Origin of the sequence: Sphingobacterium sp. G1-14 (assembly GCF_002196555.1) — a bacterium.
Lineage (GTDB): Bacteria > Bacteroidota > Bacteroidia > Sphingobacteriales > Sphingobacteriaceae > Sphingobacterium > Sphingobacterium siyangense.
The window spans coordinates 2784254-2802678 of sequence record NZ_CP021381.1 but is presented as its reverse complement, the minus strand read 5'-3'; the positions used below and the strand labels follow the sequence as shown (position 1 = coordinate 2802678).

The following is an 18425-nucleotide window of genomic DNA, read 5'->3' as shown; positions in this document are numbered from 1 at the left end:
TTTTTGTGCGCTGCTACCCCGAACAGTACCGTAATAAGCGATCCGCTTACATGTAAAACGATCGTTATTTACAACAGCTAAAACCTACATCAAAAAAAAATTAAAAAAAATAGAATTATTAAATCCAAGCTATCCAAAAAGTCGTAAATGGTTATAAGTACAGAAAATTATAAAACTTAAAGACTTTTGTTATGGAAAAGACAACAAAGCCCCACAATGATTCGCTATTTCATTCCAATAGCGAAATTGAAAAAAGGGATCTTCGCAGAAGGGATTTCCTAAAATTTGCAGGCGCTAGTGCTGCATCATTAGCCATCCTGGGTATGTCCAGTTGTAAAAAAGATCATGATGACGGTATGGATAATGGTGGTAAGGGTCTATATTTTGGTAGTGGCGATATTGCTATTCTCAACTACGCATACGCGCTCGAACAGCTTGAAGCCGCCTTTTACATTCAATTGGTCAATAACCCCTACACGGGAATGACCGATATGGAAAAGGCATTCTTTACAGATATCCGTGATCATGAGATTGCCCATCGCGAATTTTTTAAAGTTGCACTGGGTGCCAAAGCAATCTCCAGCCTTGATTTAAATCTTTCGGGTATTAATTTCAGTAGTCGGGAAAATGTCCTGGCAACGGCCAAAACATTTGAGGATCTGGGCGTTTCAGCATATAACGGTGCAGGATGGCTTATTAAAGATCCTAATTACCTGTTATTGGCAGGCAAGATCGTTTCGGTTGAAGCGCGGCATGCTGCTTGGGTACGTGACATGATAGACAATGGCAGTTTTGCCAATATGGAAGTTGTGGATTCCAATGGTCTTGATGTTGCAAAAAGCCCTAGTGTCGTACTGAGTGCTGCAGCACCGTTTATCAAATCGAAAATCGATGTATCGGATCTACCCACTTATTAATCACCCAAAACTCAATTATCATGAATCTTTTAAACGTTTTTGAACAAATAAATGCTGTAGATCCTGAGTTTAGCGATCGCATCAGCCCACGTCGCGAAGCAATTAAAAATCTAGCTTCCATGAGTAAAAAAGTAACGCTGGCGGCACATTTGGAAATGTCTTTAGCGATTATGATACATTTTTAGCGGTTGCTCAGGCATTTGAAGATACGGGAGTGAGAGCATATAAGGGACAGGCAGGCATCTTGCTTGGCAACCGCATTGTTCTTACTGCTGCATTACAGATCCACTCTGTTGAAGCGAGGCATGCCTCCCATATCCGGCAGATGCGCCGCGCACGCGGCGGTGGTGCCGCAAATCAAAAGCCTTGGATTACGGGAGCCAACGATACGGGTATCGGTGCCGCCGTAGATCCTATTTATGCAGGTGAAGATAATGTAAAGCAAGCAGGCGTTGACATAACTTCGCTGTCTGGCTCGATGGGGAAAATCTCAACTAGTGCAGCAACACAATCTTTTGATGAGCCATTAACCGCAGAAGCTGTACTTAATATTGCAGGTTTATTTATCAAAGCTTAACAAAAGTCTTAATCTACCTGTGAAAACGGCCCCGGTTTGGTTTACAAATTGGGGCTTTTTCGTGCTATTAAATCCTGACCGACAGTAAAAAATTTAAGAGAATAAGGGCTAAATATTTCCCATCACGCAGAGCTCTGTTAGCGTAGGACTAGGTTTTCCACCTTCATCCTCCAACGTAATGGCGAAGGCCTGTGCTTTGGCAACATCAAGCATTTTACTGGCCATCTGATTGCTGGCAGCCACCGGAAATACACCAGCACTGACCGGCTGTCCGTCTACCATGGCCCAGAGCTGATACTGTTTACCCTTGGGAGGAACGGGCATATGCTCAAGACTCAAGTAAACTGCTTTAGAATGCTGGTCCCAGTAAACTAGTGCGTGCAAATCTGGTTTGGTCTCAACCCCTTTTAAAGAAATCGTTTTAATGGCCGGGTTCTGAATGAGTGCCCATTTGTCCTGCAATACAGCTAAGGTAGTTTGCTTCGAATTTAGTTGTGTATTCGTTTGAGCAAGCATCTGTCTATCCTGTTGTTGCTGCTGATAAAAGAATAGATTTGCACCAGCACTAAGCGCAAGCAAAACACTTGCTGCGATTGCCCACCCATAAGATCTTAGCGATACGATCTGAGCCGTCTGCTCTTCAGTGCTGGAATTTTTTAGTGACTTATCATATTCATCCGATGAAGTAATCAGCGTGGGAGGAAGATCTGCTGAATCATTCTTCGCAACGAGGTTTTCATCTTCAAGCCTAGCCCAGATCTTTACCTTCAGGGAAATAGGCATTGCCACCGCTTGGATCTCAGCCAAGTTCTCGAGCATTTTTTCAGCTTCGATTACTGCTTCATCCACTGCGGAATTATTTTTACGAATACAGTTCAGGATACTGACTTCCTCTTCGGAAGCGAGTCCTAACACATACGATTCAATAATCCCAGATGATATGTAAGCTTCGATATCCAAAATTAACGATATTCTTTTAATAAATTTTTTAAATGTAAAAACGCAGCTTTAGTCCGTGTTTTTATGGTCCCCAAAGGAATATCGAGCTGTTGTGCGATTTCCTGTTGGGTATATCCTTCATAGTAGGCCATTTCAATCATAATACGGCATTCGGGCTTTAAGTTATCTAAAACATTTTTAAATCCAATAAAATCTGCCCGTGCATTCCGTTCATTCTGACTTCGATCTAGCTCCTCTTCTCTATTTACGATATTGGAGAGCGGTTGGTTTTTCAATTCATTCTTTGCACGCTTAGATTTCTGGTAGTCCAGAGCGGCGTTACGCGCAATATTGATCATCCATGTATATAACCTTCCCTTTTCTGCATCGAAATGATCAACATGTTTCCAGATCTTAACAAAAACATCCTGAATAACTTCCTCTGCGTGCTCAACAGAAGTTACAATCCGGCAAACTACGCCATACAAGGCGTCCGCATAGTTATCGTAGAGATAGCTAAAGGCCTGCTGGTTCTTTTTCTTAAGCAAAAGAATCAATGTTTCTTCCGAAAGGTTGTGTAATGGACTCAAATTTTAAGTTTATAGCACTAATATCTCTAATAAATCCTGTAAATCAAAGCCCATCACACAATTCAGGCATAAAACTATTTATCGAAAAAAAAAGCGTATAAATACCTACTCATAAGAAGGTGTTTTTTAAATAAAATCATAAATCCCATTTTTCCAACCCAATATTTTGGCTGAATCTGCATCGAGCCATTTTTTCAATAGTGTAGCATATACTTTTCGAAAATCTTCCGTATACTGGAGATCCCCCTCATTGAGCTGGGTCAGGTCGGGCAGCGCGTTGAGCAGGCCCTGTTTTTTCAATCCTCCAGATAGAAAAAAAAGTTGGTTGGCCGTGCCATGGTCCGTGCCATTGCTGGCATTCTGGGCCACCCTGCGACCAAACTCCGAAAAGGTCATCAGCATGACATGCTGAAAAAGGCCATTTTTCTTGAGGTCGTCCACAAACGCCTCCACGGCATCGTTGATGATGTGGAATAGACTCTCCTGCCGCTGCTGCTGATTGATATGCGTATCAAAACTACCGATCTGCAGATAGTATACCTGTGTATTGATATCTGATTTAATCAACGAGGATATCGTCTTCAGATCCTTTCCAAGCACCGAATCGGGGTACGCTGCTGCGGTCTTCCTGGCTTTACTCTGTTCAAAAATATAGTCGGCATTATTGATCGTATCGCCCAGTGTCTGATACAGATAGGCGACTGTCTCCTCTTCATGTTGATGCTGATGTTCCTGATAGAGTGCATTAAAGTACTCTTCACGGCTGGTCTGATAAAGCTTCTTGGGGTCTTTAAACGCAAACGCTTTTTTCTGTTTTCCCTTGAGGGCAAGGCTCAGCATATCATTCACTTCGAGCGCCTGCGTCGGATGAACGCAGTCGTAACAGGCCTGGTCGAGGTAGCGACCTATCCAGCCGCTCTCCAGATACTCGTCGCTTCGGCTCGCACTATGCCATATATCCATGCTGCGGAAATGCGATTTATTGGGATCAGGATAGCCGACATTGTTGAGTACGGCCAGTTCGCCACGATCATAAAGTGTCTTGAAAAAAGGTAAAGCCGGATGAATGCCCGCTTCATCTGTGAGCGTTAGTGCATTATCGACCGCAATCGTCTGCCTTTCCCGAAAATAGATATCATTGCGCATCGGAACAATGGTATTCAGCCCATCATTGCCGCCACTAAGCTGCAAGATGACCAACACCTTTTGCCCCCTTTCCAGCGCTTCGGGCAAAGACATGGCTTTTAAGAAATTGGGCAGCAGCAGTGATGCTGTTGCAAGTGAACCTGCTTTGAGAAATTGGCGTCTTTTGATGATCATGGCTTTCTTATTACGATTAACAGAGTTGATATTCGGGGATACTCATTACTTCAATAATAGTCCTACGGCGGCTTCCGCCAGCGTAGCTATCGCGCAGTGCCTTACCAAAGGAAGGTTGCTGCTGCAGCAGGAGCTCAAAGGGATCCCGATCGGCAAATACAGCCTCGACCCCAGCCCAGTCAATGGAAATTTTTGGGTTTTTATAGGCTTTAGCCATGGCCCGCGACTGCTTCATCCCCATATCAAGGTCGTCGTCATTCTGCGCGTCAAGATCCAGCGGCCGCAGGCCGGTCCATATCTGCGGTAGTTGCATCCGGAGCAATAAGGTAGAGCTGTCGATCCAGGCTTTTCCCGATGGCCATCCCGCTACATTCGGCGGATACAGGAGCATCTGTCCCAACAGCTTTTGATAAACAATCAGGTTTTCAGGAATCGCGATGTCCATGGGCAGCATACGCATAATACCAGCCATGAGTTCCACCGGTGACTTTATTTTGTTGCCCACATTTTTGGAGTCGTAAAACCAGGCTGCCGTAAATACACGGTCTAGCAATCGCCTGATATCATATCCTGAATCGAAGAAATCTTTACTCAACGTGTCGACGATATCCTGATCCACTTGTTCGTTGACCAGAAAACGGTAAAGCTTTTCGGTGATAAAACGGGCCGTAGCGGGCTGCTCCAAGATAATTTCCAGGATAGCATTACCGTCGAAATTTCCGGTTTTTCCCAAAAATGTTTTGCTGCCGGAGTCATGAAACTTTTTACGCACCAAGAACTGGCCATCCTTATCGTATGACCAGCCCGTAAATGCACGCGCAGCTTCCTTCACATCCGATTCCGTATAGTTGCCACGCCCCATCGTAAAGAGCTCCATCACTTCCCGGGCAAAGTTTTCATTGGGATGGTCTTTTTTATTCTGCTGGTTGTTGAGGAAATTGAGCATAGCCGGAGTTTTGGAAACGGCGAACAGCAGATCCCGAAAACTTCCAAGCGCATTTTTTCTGATTTCGTTGAGGATATGGGCGCTAAAATTGGCGTTGATAACCCGGCTAGCAAAATGTCCATGCCAAAAAAAGGCCATCTTCTCCCTGAGCTGATCTTCGCTATGCACCATTTCATTCAGGAAATTAAGGTTGATCTCAATATTACGCTTTCGATTGAGCTGTTGTACCTGCTTTTTGTCTGCTGCATTCAACTTGGAAAGCGCCGTGTAGTCGACGTTGGTCTGCTCCGTATTGAAACTGATGGGATGAAATTCATGTTCCTGAGCATATTGCTTCCAGAGGACTGCGGTAGACTGCTGTTCAAAAACGGTAATCTGCTGTAGGCTCATCCCAAATCCGGCGCGATTTGCCAAGTGCATATTTTTTTTAAAATCGGACATCATCGTGTTTCCTTTTATACCTAAATAACGAATTATTTATAAATGTTTGCTTACAGGAAGATTCGATTTAACAAAAATTAAGCTAAATTAACAAAGTGACTACCAAGACAATACTTTTCAAACTTGTTTTCTATTCCATTGAGTGCTTCCACATTCAGGACCAGCCACATGACATTAAATATACTTAAGCTGTAGCGGGCGAATAAAGGATTATATTTTCTTCGGCATGCCCTATTATCGTCGCGAATGGCAGCCAAGAGTACAATTACGAAGATTATTATTCTCCAGTGTTAATTTAATATTAAGCTACCCAAAATTTGACGGTTAGGACAAACAAAAAGAGGGGAAAATTAGTTATTATGGCAATGATAATTATCCCAATTAACAGAAATAGACTTAAATAAGTTAAATGTAGCAGCAGGCGAATTGAGCTACGGGATTATAGACCAACATAGGAATACATTTTAATCATATAAATTTAAGAAAATGAAAAGAATCTTAATTGTTTTAGTGCTGGTTTTTTGTTTTGTCTATCGCAAAACCGATGCATGCACACGCGTTGTATATAAAGGGCCCAATCAAACTGTCCTTACCGCCCGAAGTATGGACTGGCGGGATGAAATACCCGTTAATCTGTGGGTGTTTCCAAAAGGGATGAAACGAAATGGAGAAGTGGGTCCCCTTTCCGTCAAATGGACTTCAAAATATGGCAGTGTCATTGCGAGTGCCTGGGACATGGCCACTACAGATGGCTTGAATGAGACTGGCCTTGTAGCCAATGTCCTTTGGCTAGCCGAATCCCAATATCCCAAATTCGATCCAAAAGGACAGAAGCCCGGATTGACCATTGCCGCTTGGGCACAGTATATATTAGATAACTATGCTTCGGTAGCAGAGGCCGTAGATGCTCTTAAAAGCGAACCTTTCGTCTTAGTCAGCGACTATATCCCGGCTACACAACGGTTTACGACACTCCATTTATCATTATCCGATAAATCTGGCGACAACGCCATATTTGAATACATCAACGGAAAGCTTGTGATACACCACGACCCGAAATACGTCGTGATGACAAACTCGCCGATCTTTGAAGAGCAGCTGGCACTCAATAATTATTGGCGGGGAATTCCAGGTACTATCATGTTGCCTTGTACCAACCGTGCGGCAGACCGATTTGTGCGTGCTTCCTTTTATATTGATGCAATTCCACAGACCGATGACGTGAGGAAATCCGTTGCAAGTGTGTTTAGCGTAATTCGCAACTGTTCTGTTCCTTATGGAATTTCCTCCAAGGAAGAACCCAATATCTCGACGACACGTTGGCGTTCTGTAGCAGATCATAAAGATTTGGTTTACTATTTTGAAACAGTAACCACTCCGGGTACCTTTTGGATCAATCTAAAAGATCTGGATCTGAGCGAAAAAGGTCAGGTTCTTAAACTTGATGTGGAACAAAACAAAAACTATACTGGATTGAGCAATGAACACCTAAAAAAAGTACAACCTTTTAAATTTATGGGGTTGTGATCGATATGATATAAGCAATTGCTGTTTCATTGATGTTGTCGTATTACTATCTCAATGAAACAGCACATTTGCGAACAGCTACATGGAATCCAACAAATTAGTGCTCCAGTTCTTTCAGGTATTCGATCATGGCATCGAGGCTCTGCAGTAGCTTCTCACCTTCAAATCCCACCCTTTCGAAAACGGATGTTCCCCTTTTTGTCCAGGATCAATGTTGTCGTTTTCCAAGCTCTGTTAACTTTCAATCTGTACATGACCCTACCATCCCATGTAAATAATGGATGGATTCGGGTGCACTTAGTACTCCTGTATAACTGTGGTGTTCATTAAATGGTGTCTGCCCCGAGTAATTCAGTTTATCCATTAGGATCAGATTTTAAGTAAATGTAGCTAAAAAATGGGGCCTTGACATCCTGAATAATCTTTTGTTCGGTTACGAGGGTATTTTCCATTTTTAGTCTATATTTGTGCAATCGACAATTATTAACAATTTTGATTATGCACCTGAACACACGCGTCCTATTTTTATGGCTATTGCTAAGTTTACCTATCCTAAATTTCGCTCAAAACTGCAATTGTGAATCCAATTTTTTGTGGGTAAAAAAAACGTTTGAAGAGAATGATGCCGGTTTTCAATACATCATCAGCAAAAAGGGCCGGGATGCCTATGAGTTGCACAATAAGATGTATCTCGAAAAAATAAAACAATTGCCCAATAATCAGGAATGTGCTACATTACTCAATCAATGGATCCGTTTCTTTCGTAATGGACATATCGGCATAAATTATATTGGAAAAACAAAAAAAGACGAAAAAGTTACCGAACAAAATAAGCAGCCTATTGAAAAGGACCTAAATCCATTGAACGCCACAAAGCCATTTTTCGAAAAATTAAATGAAAACACGGTTTACCTCCGTATTCCTGATTTTGAAATATCCGAAAAGAAGGCGATTGACAGCATTATATTGGCCAACCGAGCGACCATCTTATCGACCGAAAATTTTATTATTGACGTCAGAAATAATCCAGGCGGAAGTGATGCGAGTTATGGTAGCCTTATCCCCTTCTTATACACGCAGCCGATTAGAACCGTAGGTGCATTATTTTATTCGACAGATTTAAATAATCAACGCATGTTAGAGCTGAGTCAAAACCCCGATTTTGACGAGGAGTCTAAAAAGACGTTCAAAAACTACTACGAAAAATTGCAGGCCAATAAAGGTGAGTATGTCGATTTATTCAATAAAAAAGTAAACATAACCAAATTGGATACCATTCAGCCTTATCCCAAAAACATAGGGATCGTTATCAATGAAAATAACGGGAGCACGACAGAGCAATTTCTATTGACCGCCATGCAAAGTAAAAAGGTGAAATTATACGGTAGAACAACCAAAGGGATGCTTGATATCTCGAATGTAAATATCGTGACATCACCCTGTGGCGATATTGAACTGTACTATGGATTATCTAAAAGTTATCGTATTCCAGACTTCCCTGTAGATGACATTGGATTACAGCCTGACGTCTTTATTGATAAAACCATTGACCCTAAGAATTGGCTAAATTTTGTGCGCGACCACCTCAATGGGAAATAAGATTAAGATAAAAAGTTTAGTTACATTTATTTTTTTTTGCAATCTTCATCACAGCGGATATTCCCGGCTCTAAACTTTTAAATTTTAGCGCAGGATCCATAAAAGAAGCTACATTTCTATTAAAATTGTCCGCAAGTCGACCAGGTTATCATTTAAACTTAGTACATCCTCTTTCGTATTTTTTTCGTATATTATCTCACTATGAAAATAGTAGACATCACAAAAGATATTTTAATCAGTGCTCAGAAAGAAGGATTTACCGTATTAATCACCAAATTTAATTCAGATCCGTTAAACCCAACATGGATTGTCGACAAGGTTGAAAACGACAAAATAGAGGCGAGCAAAAAAGCACTGAGCGAAAACTACCAGCTATGCTATTCCCTTAAAGAAGCTATTCTGACAATTGATAATCGCCCCTTTATCGGAAAATTACAATTAAGCCATTAATAGCGTTTGATCAAGGTATAATCCCATGCGCAATCAATAGCATGTATTGTTTCAAAATGGCGTTGAGCTAACGTATAACAAAGCAGGATAACTATAAAAACATGCGTAAGAATTATTAATGCATGATATTTTTTTAACCTAGCGGACCAAACTATCCTTAAGTTTGGTCCGCTTCCTATTTCTGCTTTTCCAACTCATTCAATCGCCTAGTGGCCTGATTCAACCTTAAAATCTAAAACTACGCTTACATAACTTTCTCTACTAAGTCATGGCGATCATCAAGTTCAAATGGCTCTGCAAGAAAAGCATCAGCTCCGCATCGGCGGCAACTCTTTCTCCTCTAGCGCTTGCTGACATTAGCAGAAGAAAATAAAAAACTTTGTTTTCCAATAATTTATAACTACATTTGAATAATAATCAGGCTTCTGCCATTACTTCTTCTGACACTTTTGAGTTTACTCTTTCTGCTCAGTCTTCGTTTTTCCAGCTGCTATTTTGTTATCAACATATAAAGTCAATTGCCTTTTTCAGATTGATAGTGTCAATACGAAAAATTGCAAACTTCATTTTTTGTTGACAGATCGATTTATCCTTTACTAACGCGTATGGTTAAAGGAAAGGTATGCTGCAAAAGCGTTCTAATAAATACATAATTTAATACATATATACAATGCAACAAGGAACAGTAAAATTCTTTAATGACACCAAAGGTTTTGGTTTTATTACACCAACAGATGGCGGTCAAGATGTTTTCGTACACTCGTCAGGTTTAATCAATCATGTACGTGAAAACGATACTGTAACATTCGATCTAGAAAACGGTAAAAAGGGCATTAACGCAGTTAATGTGCGAATAGCATAATTAATTAAGTAGGAAGTTTAAAAACTTCTTTAAGTTAAGTTCAGCAGATAACATTCATGTTATCTGTTTTTTTTTGTTAAAAAATTAGCCAAAAACGACGACCTAAACCCCCTAATAGCCTACATTGCTATCAGCTCACTGATAGCCTTACTTTTGTTCTGTTTCTCCGAACTGAAAATTGCGCGTTCCCCTGTTTTTTGTATCCGCTTTTTTCCTATATTTACGCGATAAATTTCAATAGAAATGACGAAAAAGAAGGCTATAGTTATTCAAGATAATGAAGATATCTTGAATATCATGGATGAGGTCTTAGTTGATGAGGGTTTTGATGTGATTCCATCGCTTACGACTGAACCAATTGAAGAGCTTGCAGATATTGATCCCGACATTCTTATTGTGGATGACCATATTAAAGGAAGTAAAAAAGGATCCGAGGTGATCAAGGAACTCAAAGCTGATCCAGATACCGAAGAGCTTCCATCTGTCCTGACATCGACAGCCAACGATATTGCGAAGGTTGCAGCGGACTGTAAGGCCGATGACTTTATTGAAAAGCCTTTTGATTTAGATCATATGGTCGATGTGGTTAAAAGAAATAGTTAAAACAGCATAAAATATACCTGACCTACGGAGCGCTATAAAAGGGACTATACTTGAAACGCAAGTCACATTATACATGCCCGACAAAATAATCTCAAGAATATTTCTCTCCAGATCGCCAAGAAAAAGATCAGTGTTTTTACAGGAGTCTCCGGATCGGGCAAGTCGTCTTTGGTCTTTGAAACCATAGGTGCTGAAGCCCAAAGGCAGTTCAGCGAAACACAGGGCAGTTTTATCCGAAACCGGCTGCAGCACATCGGCGTTCCGGATGTGGGCAAAATCGACAACCTGAATGTCCCTATTATTATCAATCAAAAAAGATTGGGCGGTAACGCACGCTCGACCGTAGGAACGGCTACCGACATATATGCTTCCCTGCGCTTGCTTTTCTCGCGCATGGGGACACCCTTTGTAGGCTATTCAAGCGCTTTTTCATTCAATAATCCAATGGGTATGTGCAAGGCCTGTGAAGGGCTGGGTATTGTGCAGACCATTGATGTAGATCGCCTTATCGACAAACAAAAATCGTTAAACGAAGGGGCTATCCGATTTCCGACCTTTCAACCGGGTGGCTGGCGCCTGACACGCTATACCCAATCAGGCTATTTTGACAACGACAAAAAACTGAACGACTACACGCCGCAGGAATGGGAGCTCCTTTTGCATGCTGCCGAACACAAACCCAAACATCCTGATCCCGAATGGGGAAAAACGGTCCAATATGAAGGTATTATCCCCCGCATTGAAAAAGCATTCCTCAAAAAGCAGTCTAAGGAAATCGTGAGCCGAAAAGAGGCTTTAAATACCATTATCGTTACCAAAACTTGTCCTGTATGCCAGGGAAAACGGTTGAATGATACGATTCTGTCCTGTAAAATAGCGGGCAAAAACATTGCCGACTGTACGGCTCTTTCGATCGATGAGCTGTTGGCATTTGTTGCTTCTTTACCATCCAACGCTTTTGATGTTATTCTTACCGAACTGAAAAAGAAACTGCAACATATCGTCAACATCGGTTTGCAGTATCTGACCTTGGATAGACGTACAGACACCCTATCAGGCGGGGAAAGCCAACGCATCAAAATGGTGCGAAACCTGGGGAGCAGCCTGACGGATTTACTCTATATTTTTGACGAGCCGAGCATCGGACTACATCCGATGGATTTACAAAATATCGCCGCAATAATTAAACAGCTGCGAGATAAAGGCAATACCGTTTTACTCGTTGAGCACGACCCCGATTTGATCCGCATAGCCGACCATGTAATCGATATGGGGCCAGAATCGGGAAAAAACGGTGGCGAGATTGTCTATAACGGTACGGTTGCGGGACTGAAAACATCAACAGGAAAAACAGGGCTGTACTTTGCTAAAGTGCCCGAAATTAATCATAAACCACGATCAGCAAAGGGCTACCTCGAAATCGAGCATGCTAATCTGCATAATCTGAAAGACATCGATGTAAGCATTCCCCAAAAGGTGATGACCGTTGTTACTGGCGTGGCGGGTTCGGGCAAGAGTACACTGATCAACAAAGTGCTGCCCCAATTTTATCCCGAAGCCACCATCATCGACCAGTCGTTATTTTCAACAGGTGCACGCTCCAATCTGTTGACCTATCTGGGTTTATCGGATGCGATACGTACCCTGTTTTCAAAAGCCAATCAGGTATCCGATAAACTTTTTAGCCGAAATAGCCTCGGTGCCTGTGAAAACTGCAAAGGTATCGGTATCGAAAAAATTGATCTGGCCTTTATGGATGATATTGAACAGACCTGCGAGGTCTGCGGTGGCTCTGGCTTTAAGCCTGCGGTCTTAACATATCATTACCATGATAAAAATATTGTTGCGGTGATGGATATGACTGTAGCAGAAGCCTATGATTTTTTCCCGGACAAACTCTACCGTCAGTCTTTTGATATGTTACTCCAACTGGGACTGGGCTATCTTACTTTGGGGCAACGGTCAGACAGTTTTTCGGGTGGGGAAAGACAACGGCTCAAACTGACCAAAGAACTTAAGAATTCCAACAAGATTATCGTGCTTGATGAACCCAGCACCGGCTTACATCCAAACGATACCGAAAAGCTATTAAACTTTATCGATAACCTGGTGGACAACAACAATACGTTAATCGTTATCGAGCATAACCTTGATGTTATCGCCCAAGCGGACTGGATTATCGATATTGGGCCCGGAGCGGGCAAGTATGGCGGAAATGTGGTGTTTACAGGTACCGTTGCCGATTTGCTCAAAGATACTGTCTCGCTAACGGCCGCCTGTTTACGGCAACATATCCATTCTGCAGCCTCAATCGGCCGAAAGAAGTAACCCTCACATTGAAACTTAGGATAAGCGATTTAACGACGCTTGTTCTTGGGTTTTGAATCGTTGAAATCCACTATAAATTCAAACTGGATTCCCCTGATGTTCTAACTACGCTTTGTAACGTAAAAGTCCGCTATCCGCCATGCTCCAAGTTGGCATTTGCAATCAGTGCCAATTCAAGTTCGCCAATTTCCTGAATACTAACTCCAACGATGCGTTGTCGCCGTACAATCAATTACCACCGATAATCTAACTGCTCAAAAAACTGAGCGAGTGATACGGTTCGTCCAAATTTCTTCAAAATAATAAGCAGGATCAAAATTATTTGGCCCTGCTTATTATTTAAACTTGTAATTGTACTATTTAAAACTGATCATTGGCTGATTAAAGTCCGATCTGTATTCCTAGATTTACGACACGTTGATTCTGATACGCATCGCCCGCACTGTTAGACGTCACCTCAGGATCCTGCTGATACAAGGAATAATTCGTCCAGGTCAGCAGATTATACCCGCTCAGATATAAACGTGCATTGTTAATCCTAAATGGCAGCCATTTATTGGGTAATTGATACCCCAGTTCAATTGTCTTCAAACGTAAATAGGTCGCATCAATAAGCCAGAAATCAGACATATAGGTTGACGGGCTATTAATCGTTGTCGGATTAGTGGTTAAGCGTGGAAATTTAGCTGTAGAGGCCGTTTCCGCAGTCCATCGCTCTTGATGGATCGGTTGAAACTGGCTCTGGAAGGGCTCAATACCGCTTCCCTGAACGCTAAAACTGTACCCGGTAGTCCCCTGTAGCAACACATTGAAACTAAATCCTTTGTAACTTCCCCCCAAGGTAAGTCCAAAGCTGGTATTCGGTATATTGGGTTTACCGATCACAGTCCGATCATAGTCATCAATCACACCGTCGTTATTGAGGTCCTTATACCGCAGATCGCCGGGCTGCACCTCATACCCTCCCGATGGTTTTGGGCTTGCAGCGATATTTTCTTCCGTATAAAAACCATCGTACAGATAACCCAATGGTTGATTGATCTGCTGCCCTGTCAGCCGCAACCAAGGATAAGCTGGTGCCGGTTCATCCTGAAACAAAATCTTATTTTTGAAATACGTCAATACACCTTTAATATTATAATTAAATGCACCGATATTGTTGTTAACATTCAGTTCCAACTCCACACCCCTGTTCCGTACCTTCGCAATATTTGATGGTGAAACCCCTACACCGATGTGCTGGAAAAGTGACTGTGAAGTGACAAGCTGATCGTACCGCAGGTTATTAAAATAGTCAAAGGTCATGGAAAATTTGTTTTTCCATAGATTGACATCAAGCCCTACATCAAATGACTTTTGTTTTTCCCAAGTGACATTGTTATTTCCCAGATTTCCTTCCGTGATGATGAGTGAAGGCTGATGGGTTTCACCAAAAGAATAGCTTCCACCCTCGTTGTATACCTGCTGGTAAAGATAACGGTCACCGGCGACCTTGTCAGAACCCACGATTCCATAGGAAGCCCGCAATTTGAATAACTCTACAAAGTTAAATGCTTCTTTGAAAAACGATTCCTTTGCTAGATTGTATCCTGCCGACACCGCCGGAAAAAGGCCATAACGCTGTGCCGCCTGAAAACGATCTGAGCCATTGTATGCTGCTGTTGCATCCAATAAGAACTTCTCTTTAAAGTTGTACCCTGCTCGAAAGGTATAGCCCTCAAAATTCTGTGGAATCCAGTTGGTTTTCTTATCCCCCTTTGTTTTATAGGATTCCCGATTATACAGCAGGAGTGCTGTCACCCCATGATCCCCAAAAGTTCGTGCATAATTGAAATTGGCCTGTACATTCACCCGACTGTTGTAATCCCCCTGGTAGGCCCGCAAGGTATAATTGCCCAGCACATAAGGTGCCCCACCTTTCAGCTGGTAACCGTTCGAACTCGGGTCATAACGATACACAGGTATCTCATCGCGGGCCTGCTCTCGACCATTCGACTCCACGCTGGCATAGGCTACACGGGTAGAAAATGAAAGCCCCTTCAACCAAGCATTCAGTTCCTGAGTCCCGCCAAATAAAATATTGATATCGTTACGTCGATCCAAGCTATATCCAGACGCTGCCAGGCGTGCATTGATCGTCGGTAGCAACTCCTGCGTATCACTGGCATAGGCGAACGAACCATCTGGGTTTATAAAAGGTGCCGACCATGGTCTTATCTTATTAAAATTGAACACCTCACCAACGACATTTCCCGCCCGCGGTGAATTGATACGATTGAAGTTCGCCCGGAAATCCAATCGTAATTTGAGCGTCTTCGTTGCTTGTACATCTAGATTTGATCGCAAGTTGAAACGACGATAATAATAGTTATTGTTGACCTTGTCACCTTCATTCTCAAAATTGTAAAGATTTCCATTTTGGGAGAAAGCCCCACCTGATACAAAATATTTAATACTTTCGCCGCCACCAGTGATATCAATATTTGTATTGTACTGTTGGCTCGACGGTTTAAAGATCCGGTCATACCAATTGATATCCGGATGGCCATAAGGATCATCCCCGGAACGAAAATGTGCTAAATCTGCTTCACTAAAAGGTTGGTTGGAATTGTCGCCCAGCGTATTTGCTATCGCTTCATTCCATAAGAGCGCACTTTCATAGGCATTCAAAAACTTCAATTTTGTGACTGGGCTCTGCATACCTGACTCGATACGCGCATTGATCTTTGGCCGCCCCGATTCACCCCGCCGCGTTTTGACAACTAATACACCATTTGCCCCCTTGATACCGAAAACAGCCGTCGTCGATGCATCCTTTAAGATCGAAATACTTTCGATTTCATTGACGTTGATCTGCGAAAGTTGTTCATATGTATATTCAATATCATCAACAATAATCAGGGGCTGGTTTCCTTCTGGATTCAATGAACTGACACCGCGGATATAAAAATCCGAAGCATCTTTGCCGGGTTGTCCGGAGCGTTGTACCGAAACAAATCCCGGTAATCTTCCAGCCAATGCATTCTGTACGCTCGACGTTGGCACCTGACGGATATCCGCCCCTTTTATTGAACTGACTGCACCTGTACTTGTAAGTTTTTTGGTCGTACCAAACCCCACCACCACCACTTCATCAATATCCTGGCTACTTGATTGCATAATCACTTCGATATTTTCCCCCTGCTTTACATCACGTTGCTGGGTATTATATCCTATACTTGTAAATACCAAAACCTTAGTACCACGTAAGGCCAATTTAAATCGTCCATTTTGATCTGTTTGTGTGGCTCCACCGCCTTTCTCCTGCACTGATACCCCCAACAAGGGACCCGAACTATTTTTGACAATACCATTCACCATGGATTGCGCCAATAGTATAAATGGCGTCAAAACCATTATTGTTAACAGATATATGCTATTTTTCATCCGTTTATATTTATTTATTCATGATTAAAGCCATTCACACTGCCCGCTTCGGTTTGCGTTAATAGACTAATTACCAGCCTGGATTTTGTACCATTTTTGGGTTTTTGATCACTTCCGAGAATGGAATTGGAGCCAGATACATTTTTGCTTCAAATGTCATTTTCAGAATAGGAACTGATTGCCTGATCACCCCGGTTCCCGTTTGATAAATGACGGTGGCATGAAGCTCCTTGTTAAATTCCTCTTCCGCTATTTTCCATCGTCGAACATCATAAAAGCGATGCTCTTCAAAAGCCAGTTCTTTTCTCCGTTCGAGGTGGATCAGTTTCCGCATTTCTGCTTTGGACAATGCTTCAGGAAGCTGATATGGATTTAGTCCTGCTCGTTGTCGTATTTGTTCAACAGCACGATAAACATTGACATCAGGTCTGTCCAGACGTTCATTTCGTGCCTCAGCATAATTCAACAATATTTCAGCATAACGGAATAGAATAAAGTCATGGTTTACATTACTATAATTTGCCAGGGATTCAAAATTCCCCATAAATTTACGGAGGTAATAGCCCGTTTTTGTTTGCTGTTTGGATCCGCCCGGTTTATCGGATCCACCCTCAAAGGTTTGTACAGCCCGGTTTAACCAAGGTGCCCCATTATAAAAAACAGTTGCGTAGAAGCGGCTGTCCCGTCCAGCATAAGGATCATTTGGATCATAGCCAGAATTTTCGTCCGTAATTTTCAGTCCGTTGCTCATTCCAAAGGCGTCTGCAAGTTCCTGGGTGGGACTAGTTCGGCCATTGTTCACCCCGTTGGCATAGCCCACGGGACCATTGTTATTTTCAAAGCTGGTGTTATTGCCACCTTGCTTCGCAAAGATCCGTTCATTGTTGCGTGTGATAAAGACATCTTTAAACAGTGGTTCAAGCTTAAAGAGATTGAGGTCCATCAGATCTTTGGCCGCATTCTCCGCCAACTGCCACCGCACAGCTGAAAATGCGGTATACCCAGAGAGATCATTCTGCCCATTGCTATTTCCACCGTTGAACAATGGACTGGCAGCATACAGGAGCACCCGGGATTTTAATGCCATGGCAGCCGCCTTGGTCGGCCTTCCATAAAATGCAAGATTAAATGGATCGATGCGTAGGCTATCTTTTATTGCATCACATTCTCCTACGATATAGTTGACACATTCTTCGAAACTTGCCCGCGGCAACTCAATATCATCGTTCAGCTGGTATACCTTATCACCCATCAGCGGCACTCCGCCATAACGTTTGACCAATTCAAAATAAAATAAGGCACGCATAAATTTTGCTTCTGCTTTCCATACCCGCGGCATAGGCGTACCATTTTCGAGTTGTCCCTTTACCGGTACACGATCGATATTCTGGATAAAAATGCTTGTCTTTCGAATCCCCTGATACCAAGATGCCCAAAGGTTGTCCTGATAATTATCCGAAGTATAAGAACCTGTTGCCAACTGCTGTACCGATGTGTTGGTCGGATTGGAGGAAACAGCATCATCCGTGGCTGCGTCCAGGAAATCTCCACCGACCCGGTTCCCTAGGCTGGGCAGATAACGGTAGCAATCGGTCAGAAACCGGTTTGCATTTACACCGGCCGAATCCCGTCTGTCAAACACTTGGTCCAGTGTCTGCAGCTCGATAGGCTCTTGCTCTAGGTCGCTTTTACAGGAGAAGATCCCGATCGAAACTCCGACTACAAGCAACCATTTTAACTGATCATATTTCATACGAATGATTGATAATTTAAAGGCCATGCGGAAGCCCAGGTCCATTTTAGATATAGGTTTTATTTCAGACGATCTGCATGATACTTCGCGCTCCTCAGCATGTATGTGGTTTGAATAGGAATATTTCATCATTGTCGATTTCTAAGG

Annotated in this window: 15 protein-coding genes and 1 pseudogene; 9 read left to right on the top strand and 7 right to left on the bottom strand. The window is 42.5% G+C overall.

From position 1 onward, the window contains the following. Window positions 1–191: 191 nt before the first annotated feature. The 3 genes and pseudogenes from CBM24_RS11655 to CBM24_RS11650 all read left to right on the top strand — a co-directional run. Window positions 192–917, top strand: a complete 726-nt coding sequence (locus CBM24_RS11655) for a ferritin-like domain-containing protein (protein ID WP_088161365.1) — start codon at window positions 192–194, stop codon at window positions 915–917. 20 nt (window positions 918–937) lie between these two features. Next, on the top strand, window positions 938–1102 hold the full coding sequence (locus CBM24_RS27715) for a hypothetical protein (protein WP_232475767.1): 165 nt from the start codon (window positions 938–940) through the stop codon (window positions 1100–1102). Between the two features lie 23 nt (window positions 1103–1125). Continuing rightward, window positions 1126–1494 (top strand): annotated as a pseudogene (locus CBM24_RS11650) (ferritin-like domain-containing protein); the annotation flags it as partial. Between the two features lie 108 nt (window positions 1495–1602). Here the strand turns inward: CBM24_RS11650 and CBM24_RS11645 are convergent. The 4 genes from CBM24_RS11645 to CBM24_RS11630 form a co-directional block, all read right to left on the bottom strand. Next, window positions 1603–2454, bottom strand: coding sequence for an anti-sigma factor domain-containing protein (locus tag CBM24_RS11645; RefSeq protein WP_088161364.1), 852 nt, complete (start codon window positions 2452–2454; stop codon window positions 1603–1605). A gap of 2 nt (window positions 2455–2456) precedes the next feature. Then, window positions 2457–3023, bottom strand: a complete 567-nt coding sequence (locus CBM24_RS11640; RefSeq protein WP_088161363.1) for an RNA polymerase sigma factor — start codon at window positions 3021–3023, stop codon at window positions 2457–2459. Between the two features lie 126 nt (window positions 3024–3149). Next, the gene (locus tag CBM24_RS11635; protein ID WP_088161362.1) at window positions 3150–4343 is read right to left on the bottom strand and encodes a DUF1501 domain-containing protein; all 1194 of its coding nucleotides are present in this window, start codon (window positions 4341–4343) and stop codon (window positions 3150–3152) included. Between the two features lie 16 nt (window positions 4344–4359). Further along, on the bottom strand, window positions 4360–5733 hold the full coding sequence (locus CBM24_RS11630; protein ID WP_088161361.1) for a DUF1800 family protein: 1374 nt from the start codon (window positions 5731–5733) through the stop codon (window positions 4360–4362). Between the two features lie 483 nt (window positions 5734–6216). Here CBM24_RS11630 and CBM24_RS11625 point away from each other — a divergent pair, with 483 nt between their 5' ends. Then, window positions 6217–7257 (top strand): linear amide C-N hydrolase, encoded by a 1041-nt coding sequence (locus CBM24_RS11625; RefSeq protein WP_088161360.1) that lies wholly within the window; start codon window positions 6217–6219, stop codon window positions 7255–7257. Between the two features lie 241 nt (window positions 7258–7498). Here the strand turns inward: CBM24_RS11625 and CBM24_RS27910 are convergent, their stop codons facing one another. Further along, the gene (locus CBM24_RS27910) at window positions 7499–7621 is read right to left on the bottom strand and encodes a hypothetical protein (RefSeq protein ID WP_262507995.1); all 123 of its coding nucleotides are present in this window, start codon (window positions 7619–7621) and stop codon (window positions 7499–7501) included. A 134-nt stretch (window positions 7622–7755) separates the two neighbouring features. On the opposite strand from CBM24_RS27910, the gene CBM24_RS11620 reads away from it, so the two are divergent. The 5 genes from CBM24_RS11620 (at window position 7756) to CBM24_RS11600 (ending at window position 13099) form a co-directional block, all read left to right on the top strand. Continuing rightward, window positions 7756–8856, top strand: coding sequence for a S41 family peptidase (locus CBM24_RS11620; RefSeq protein WP_088161359.1), 1101 nt, complete (start codon window positions 7756–7758; stop codon window positions 8854–8856). A 201-nt stretch (window positions 8857–9057) separates the two neighbouring features. Continuing rightward, window positions 9058–9306, top strand: a complete 249-nt coding sequence (locus tag CBM24_RS11615; protein ID WP_088161358.1) for a hypothetical protein — start codon at window positions 9058–9060, stop codon at window positions 9304–9306. Between the two features lie 670 nt (window positions 9307–9976). After that, on the top strand, window positions 9977–10168 hold the full coding sequence (locus tag CBM24_RS11610; RefSeq protein ID WP_070566563.1) for a cold-shock protein: 192 nt from the start codon (window positions 9977–9979) through the stop codon (window positions 10166–10168). A 243-nt stretch (window positions 10169–10411) separates the two neighbouring features. Then, the gene (locus tag CBM24_RS11605) at window positions 10412–10771 is read left to right on the top strand and encodes a two-component system response regulator (RefSeq protein ID WP_070566565.1); all 360 of its coding nucleotides are present in this window, start codon (window positions 10412–10414) and stop codon (window positions 10769–10771) included. A gap of 168 nt (window positions 10772–10939) precedes the next feature. Further along, the gene (locus tag CBM24_RS11600; protein WP_232475766.1) at window positions 10940–13099 is read left to right on the top strand and encodes an ATP-binding cassette domain-containing protein; all 2160 of its coding nucleotides are present in this window, start codon (window positions 10940–10942) and stop codon (window positions 13097–13099) included. A gap of 381 nt (window positions 13100–13480) precedes the next feature. On the opposite strand, the gene CBM24_RS11595 is transcribed toward CBM24_RS11600, so the two are convergent. Further along, complete coding sequence (locus tag CBM24_RS11595) at window positions 13481–16525, bottom strand: SusC/RagA family TonB-linked outer membrane protein (protein WP_088161356.1); 3045 nt, start codon at window positions 16523–16525, stop codon at window positions 13481–13483. Between the two features lie 70 nt (window positions 16526–16595). Then, entirely contained in the window at window positions 16596–18410 is a 1815-nt protein-coding gene (locus CBM24_RS11590; RefSeq protein ID WP_232475765.1) for a RagB/SusD family nutrient uptake outer membrane protein, read from the bottom strand. Window positions 18411–18425: the final 15 nt, after the last annotated feature.